The 6,228-nt window shown below is 37.5% G+C and carries 9 protein-coding genes; 4 read left to right on the top strand and 5 right to left on the bottom strand.

Annotated features, from left to right (window positions below; translation table 11 throughout):
- On the top strand, positions 1-1,017 hold a 1,017-nt coding region (locus M3593_RS23620; RefSeq protein ID WP_251665145.1), incomplete at its 5' end, for a hypothetical protein.
- A 2-nt stretch (positions 1,018-1,019) separates the two neighbouring features.
- The gene (locus tag M3593_RS23615; RefSeq protein ID WP_086410338.1) at positions 1,020-1,379 is read left to right on the top strand and encodes a tetratricopeptide repeat protein; all 360 of its coding nucleotides are present in this window, start codon (positions 1,020-1,022) and stop codon (positions 1,377-1,379) included.
- Positions 1,380-1,611: 232 nt separating this feature from the next.
- On the opposite strand, the gene qacH is transcribed toward M3593_RS23615, so the two are convergent.
- Together qacH and M3593_RS23605 are read right to left on the bottom strand one after the other, a co-directional pair.
- Entirely contained in the window at positions 1,612-1,989 is a 378-nt protein-coding gene (qacH, locus tag M3593_RS23610; RefSeq protein WP_000121134.1) for a quaternary ammonium compound efflux SMR transporter QacH, read from the bottom strand.
- Positions 1,989-2,540 carry a TetR/AcrR family transcriptional regulator gene (locus M3593_RS23605; RefSeq protein WP_000028029.1) on the bottom strand — a complete coding sequence of 184 codons (552 nt, stop codon included), beginning with the start codon at positions 2,538-2,540 and terminating at the stop codon, positions 1,989-1,991. Before M3593_RS23605 ends, qacH begins: the two co-directional genes overlap by 1 nt.
- 275 nt (positions 2,541-2,815) lie before the next feature.
- Here M3593_RS23605 and M3593_RS23600 point away from each other — a divergent pair, with 275 nt between their 5' ends.
- Positions 2,816-2,965 (top strand): hypothetical protein, encoded by a 150-nt coding sequence (locus tag M3593_RS23600; protein WP_251545064.1) that lies wholly within the window; start codon positions 2,816-2,818, stop codon positions 2,963-2,965.
- A gap of 280 nt (positions 2,966-3,245) precedes the next feature.
- Here M3593_RS23600 and M3593_RS23595 read toward each other — a convergent pair whose 3' ends face one another.
- From M3593_RS23595 to M3593_RS23585, 3 genes are all read right to left on the bottom strand, one after another.
- Positions 3,246-3,839: a helix-turn-helix domain-containing protein gene (locus M3593_RS23595; protein ID WP_086410337.1), complete on the bottom strand. Its 594-nt coding sequence runs from the start codon at positions 3,837-3,839 to the stop codon at positions 3,246-3,248.
- A 177-nt stretch (positions 3,840-4,016) separates the two neighbouring features.
- Complete coding sequence (locus M3593_RS23590) at positions 4,017-4,187, bottom strand: hypothetical protein (RefSeq protein WP_251545063.1); 171 nt, start codon at positions 4,185-4,187, stop codon at positions 4,017-4,019.
- A gap of 309 nt (positions 4,188-4,496) precedes the next feature.
- The gene (locus M3593_RS23585; RefSeq protein ID WP_086410335.1) at positions 4,497-4,838 is read right to left on the bottom strand and encodes a hypothetical protein; all 342 of its coding nucleotides are present in this window, start codon (positions 4,836-4,838) and stop codon (positions 4,497-4,499) included.
- A 333-nt stretch (positions 4,839-5,171) separates the two neighbouring features.
- Here M3593_RS23585 and mobQ point away from each other — a divergent pair.
- The coding region (mobQ, locus tag M3593_RS23580) for a MobQ family relaxase (RefSeq protein WP_251665143.1) at positions 5,172-6,228 on the top strand (1,057 nt) is incomplete at its 3' end.

The raw sequence follows: 6,228 nt of genomic DNA, 5'->3' as shown, positions 1-6,228 counted from the left end.
AAAGACGAGACGATCCGAGGAGCTTCCGACCATTTCAGATGGATTCATTCTTTCGAGAAACAAGTTCAGGAAGCTGAAAGACGAATCGAAAATATTAATTGGCTTAACCCATTGAAATTAAAGGAAAATCGACTCACTAAAGATAGAGCCGAACAAGAGATTTCTAAGGCGAAAACTGAAATTAAATTCCATGATGAAAAGCTTAATTACCACCGTGAAAAGCTTGGCTTCAGCAATGAAAAGGAATTTAACCAGGTTAAAACTCAACACGAAGCAGAGCGTCCAGGACTCCTGGAGAAAAACAGAAACACTCGTCGATATATCCGTTCTGAACGTGATGTCCTTCAGAAGGCTGAAATTGCCCATAAAAACGCTTTTGTTCGTCAGGTGGCTTCTTTGTATCCTGAACGCCCTGAAATGCGTCATATGAGCTTTAAAACGGCTCTCAATATCGTTGATGTCAATTCTAAGTATGGGAAAGGTAAAGCTGTCCCAATCGAGAGCATTGAAAAGACCGTAAATAACCGAAAATCAGAAATTCAAAGGCTTCAAGGAGAAATTTCTCGTGTAGATCAGACGAAAGGACGCTTGCAGCGTGCAGAACGTTATCTAAAAGATTTTGAAAAACACCAAGCCATTGTTGAGAAATATGAGAACAATCCATTCCTGAAAGGAAAAATGCTTGTTTCCAAATCAGCCAAGCGAGAGTATGACAGTGCTGTAACTGCCCGTGATAGCTATAAAAATTACATGCAGAAGGAAGGCATTACTGGAAGAGCCGACTTTGAAAAACAAGTGGAGTCTTTTGGAAAGATGGAAGCCAAGGTTCCTGAATATCAAGGGCAAATCCAATCCCAAGAAAAAGGACTTGGCTTGTTAGACGCAGTTATGAAGGGCATCGAACAAGCTGGAAGAGAAATGACTAGAGAACAACAACGTAAACAACAGCAACAACAATCAAGAGGTAAGGGCAAAGGTAAAAGTAATCAACAAACTTGGGAAATCGGGGGGAGATAAATTTGAATTTAACAAGTAAATTAGAACGTGAGAAAGCTTTAGCTGAAACACTGAAAGAAACCAAAGAACTTAATTCACTTATGAAAGATTATCTTCGAGTGGCAATGGACAAAGAATCAGCCCATCACTTTGAACGAAAAACAGAAATTAATACAATCTATGCAGAACTTGAAACCATTAAAAAACAACTAGCTGAAATAGCTGTTCATACCCCTTCAAACCAAGCAAGAATCCTAGGGAAAGCCTATAGAAACAAGGGGATTTCACTTGATTCTATGGGAAGATATGAAGAAGCTATTGAGTGCTATGATAAGGCATTAAAACTTGATCCAGACGATAATTCATCGCTCTTAAAGGGGTAGCGTCAGGGAAATGCGGATTTACAACGGTAAGCATTTGATACAAGTCTTATGAGACAGTCAGAAGTCATTTAAAACGCTAATTTCATTATGTCTCAATAAACTCTACTCTATTGGAATTGTGAAGTGATACACTTAAACTAACGTACGCAGGTTTGTTGAATAAGGACTTCAAAAAATACCCTTAATTAAGCTAAAAAGTCCTTCTCTTTATTAAGAAGGACTTTTTTATGTGTTATTCCATTGTCTCATTCATTGTAATAGTTTCGCTTGCTTCATGACCAGATTCTCCATGTCCTGGTCCAAACAAATTCAATATTACAACGCCTACAAGAATCAGTGTTATTCCTGCAATGCTAGCCATGTTAAGTTTTTCCTTCCAAACTAAAACTGAAATTACTGTAGTCAAAACAAGTCCTAAACCTGCCCATAATGCATATGCAGTGTTTAAGGGGATTGTTTTTAGCGACAAGGATAAAAAGAAAAAACAACCAACGAAAGCTATTATTACCCCTATTGTAGGATAGAGTTTTGAAAAGCCTTCAGATGCTTTTAATAGGGAAGAGCCAATAATCTCCCCCACTATTGCAAGTGCTAAATATAGATATGACATTATTCGTCCTCCTGAATCATGTTTATTAGTTCATCAAAAACTTGTGTTTTTAGTTCTTCATTTAATGGTGCCATTCCAAATATTTCTGAAAACCAAAGACCATCTATGGATAATCTTGTAATTGTTATTTTGACAGGATCAATTCCATCAGTTATTAACTTTGTATGCAAAATATCGTATCTCTGCCGGAATTCATCTAATAAATCTGGATTAATAAACATAGCAGCCATTAGTGCGGAATTTAGATTATTGTTTTCTAAATCGGAAAATGTAGATTTAAGATAAGCCCTATTCCATTTTCCTATTGCGTTATCATCGTCGTTATTAACTAACGTATTAATGCATTCGAAATAATTATTTGTCCAATCTTCCACCATTCCTTTAATTAATGCTTCCTTGCTAGGAAAATGGTATAATAATCCACCTTTACTCACGCCAGCTCTTTGGGCGACTGCCTCTAATGTGAGTTTGACAACTCCTTCTTCTTTTACAATTTCAGATGCAGCAATCAATATATTTTTTTTCTTATTAGCATGCTTTGAAATAGACATAATAACCTCCATAACTTAGATACATATAATATACCGTCTGGACGGTTTTTTTGTCAATCGAATTAAAGCTCTTATTTAATATCACTCTTTCACATAAAAATAATCCAATAAATTAATCTAAAGATTGTGAAGAAATGTACTTAAAGTAAAGGGAGCTTTAGTTCAACAGTCGATTTCTTAAAATCGGCTTTATTTATGGGTGAAAATTACATTACCGTTGTAAATCCGCATTTTCAGGACTCTACCCCTTAAACAAAGGTGTTGCTCTCGATCAGTTGGATAAGCCTGAAGAAGCCATTGAACATTTTGACCAAGTAATTGCAAACATGGAGTTCCTAGATTCTTTAACTCTTGGAGAGGAATTGGAACAGCTTGAGAAAAAATTGGATTTAGATAATTTGGAAATCAAAATCCCATTAGGATAACCCCCCTCTTTCGAGGGGATTTTTTATCTTACAGACAAGGTTTTTGGTTGCCTTGATGGCAACCTTTTAGCCTTTAGGGCAGATACGAAAAATATATAAAATTAGGGGTTGCCAAACAGAGGGCGAATTGCTATTTAATATAAGAGTGAGAGGGACAAGCTTTTTAAAGTGTAAAAAACCCTTATATATCAATGGTTTTGAGATTTTTCGTTGTTCCCGATTTTGGGAACAATTGTTACCGATTTTGGGAACAACGAAAAAAGCCCTTTAACAGGGCTTTTTAAAATAATTTGATAGGTAAATTTTTTAAAGTTGGATTTCTCATAGCTTTCTTAAACATTGTCTTTAAAGTTTCATTAACGTCATCTTTAGAGCCTGAAAACATGATATTTGGGTTTATATATAAAGCATAGGCTCTAGCATTATTATCTTCTAAACCTGACTCAGCACGGGCTATAATGCCTTTATCAACTAAACTATTAACTAAAGGACTTATTTTATTTCTACCCCTACCTAAAGCTTTAGCAAGGTCAGACTGATTTAATGGTACTGGACTCTTTTTAGTAATATCATCAACAATACAATTTGAGAGAAACCCTACAAACTCTGAAATATCTAACAGAAAACCTTTTTCAGCCAATGTAAGATAATTTTGTTCTCTCAAATAACGAAAATTTTGTTGAATGATCTGAACGAAATGAGTATTGTTTTTTATTTTTTTATCAGGCACAAGCTTCATTCCTCTAGCATTAGCTTTCGCTTGAAGTTCTTGGGCTATCGCCATTTCTTCATCAGTTAATATTTTTTCATTCTCTATATCTCTTAATCTTGCTTTTCTTTCAGCTTCTCTAAAATCTACAACATTTTTTCCCACTACTATTTCTCTCCCTTTTTGTAGCAGGAATTAGTCCCGATATGGTAGAATATATATATAACAAATCGAATAAAGGGACTAATCCCTTGCTTGTTTTAAGAAGCCCTCCGAGTCGGTCAAACTTGAGGGTTTTTCTTTATATCTAAATTCGACAATAGCAATAAAACTCCTTTTTTACTACCCATTTTCAATCTTCCCTTGAAGGCTCACAAGTAATTTATCGTCAACTCGCTTAGGTTTATAACCCATACGATCTATCAAGATACCCTCTATAACCCTCATACGAGCCGTATAACGCCTATATTCACTTTCAGCAAAGACTAAAGTATCAGAATCAATTTCAATCAATTCTGCCCCCTTCTGAACGCCTCTCATAAGGTGATAACATTTTGTCCGTTCTTCCCTGACCTTTCTTAGCAGCAGTAACAAATGATATGTATGATAAGTCACCAGTACAGGATATGGCTTCTCATAATCTTCCTCGACCACATCTCTGTTTAAAGAAGGACGTACCACCTTCAAGGGAGCTTCACAAAATTCGCATTCGCTTGCGAAATTACCATTCTCAGTTTGACAGTATGAACAAATCAATTCCCCACCTCCTAAAGATAAACGTTGCCATAAAGGCAACGGGAAAATGCCCTAAAGGCATTACGGTTAGTAAGGGGCTTTCTCGCCTTCTGGCATGATTAAGCGTTCCTCCTGTACCTCATAAACTACCTTGTTTTGTTCTTTGGATTTCTCGACATCAATGTTCATTAATTTCTCTTTGTGCTTCTCTACTGCTTCTTTCATTCCGTAAGCTACTTTCTCTGCTTGATCTTCACCGACAATATCAAAATACTTCTCAAAAATCGCCCCCACCTGAATCAATCGGCGTGTCCGTTCTTTTCGTTCTTTTGCTTGAATTCGGCTGGCAACTTGTTGTTTTCTCGCCTTAATCTGCTCCATCTTTTCCTCTAATTCTTGTAAACGTTCTGCGTCCGTTTTACGTGCCAATTCTAAAACCCTCCTGCAATACCATATTTTTCTTTTATTATATCGGAAATTGTGCTAGAATACTAGACAAAAGGCAAGAATCGCCACAATGGAGTGTGGCACTGATTCCCGAAGAACGGAGGGCAAGGGCGCACTTACACATCGTTCCGATGTTGTGCGGTTGCTTCGCAACAAAAAGAAAAAAACCTTTGCCGAAATCGGCAAGTTGCTAAAGCAACAAAAGACTAATCGCCTATCGGCGAAGCCAAAACAGAAAAGGAACCACCTTCGGTACTTCCTTTTCCGTTTCGGTAAAAATGGGATTCGCGTAGCGACGAAAGAGAGGTGAGAATCATGGCAATCTATCATTTTTCAGCACAGGTTATTTCAAGAGGTAAGGGGCAATCTGCTGTTGCTTCTGCTTCTTATCGTTCAGGTGAACGTTTAACAGATGAACGCACCGGTGAAACCAAATACTATGTTCGAGAAGTGCAACCGGATACTATGATTCTTGCCCCTTCCAATTCTCCTGAATGGGTGCGTGATCGTGAGCGTCTTTGGAATGAAGTCGAGCAATCCGAAAAGAGAAAAGACGCACGATTAGCACGAGAAATAAATATTGCTTTACCTAGAGAATTAAGCAATGACCAACAAAAAGAATTAATTAAAAACTATGTTCAAGAACAGTTCGTAAATAAAGGCATGATTGCTGATATTGCGATACATAGAGACGATAAAGAAAATCCTCATGCTCATGTCATGTTGACCACTAGAGAAATTACAGCTGATGGATTCGGTCCGAAAAATCGTGACTGGAACAAGAAAGAAATGCTTGAACAATGGCGTGAAGAATGGGCGAACCATGCGAATAAAGCTTTAGAAAAAGAGGGGATTCAAGAACGGATTTCCCACCTTTCTCATGAAGCACGTGGACTTGAACAGCTTCCGACTGTTCATCTTGGCCATGTTGCTCATGAGATGGAAAAGCGTGGTGTCCAAACGGAAAAAGGAAATATCAACCGTGACCGTCAGGAGTACAACGCTCTTGTCGTGGAACTCCAAAAGTACCGTGAAGAAAAACAAGCGTTGGAACAAGAGAAGGCTCGCCAGCAAGCACAAAAGCAAAATGCTGAACGATTTAATACTTCTGCAGAGCGTGTAGACCTTCAAAATGCTTCTAAGGTTTTGAAGGCTGAATCTTCTTTGCCAAACATCAAAAACCGTTACGAACAGCTTGATAAATGGGATGAACGCTTAAATAAAAATGACAGTTATATCCGTTGGAAAGACGAGACGATCCGAGGAGCTTCCGACCATTTCAGATGGATTCATTCTTTCGAGAAACAAGTTCAGGAAGCTGAAAGACGAATCGAAAATATTAATTGGCTTAACCCATTGAAATTAAAGGAAA

This window comes from Mesobacillus sp. MER 48 (genome assembly GCF_023714225.1).
GTDB classification, from domain to species: Bacteria; Bacillota; Bacilli; order Bacillales; family Cytobacillaceae; genus Mesobacillus; species Mesobacillus oceanisediminis_A.
The sequence above is the reverse complement of the archived record's forward strand: the minus strand, read 5'-3'. Positions and strand labels throughout refer to the sequence as shown.

Coding starts and splice junctions, on each gene's coding strand:
- qacH (WP_000121134.1), bottom strand. CDS start 1,989: ATGTCATATCTATATTTAGCACTTGCAATAGTGGGGGAGATTATTGGC.
- M3593_RS23605 (WP_000028029.1), bottom strand. CDS start 2,540: ATGTCTATTTCAAAGCATGCTAATAAGAAAAAAAATATATTGATTGCT.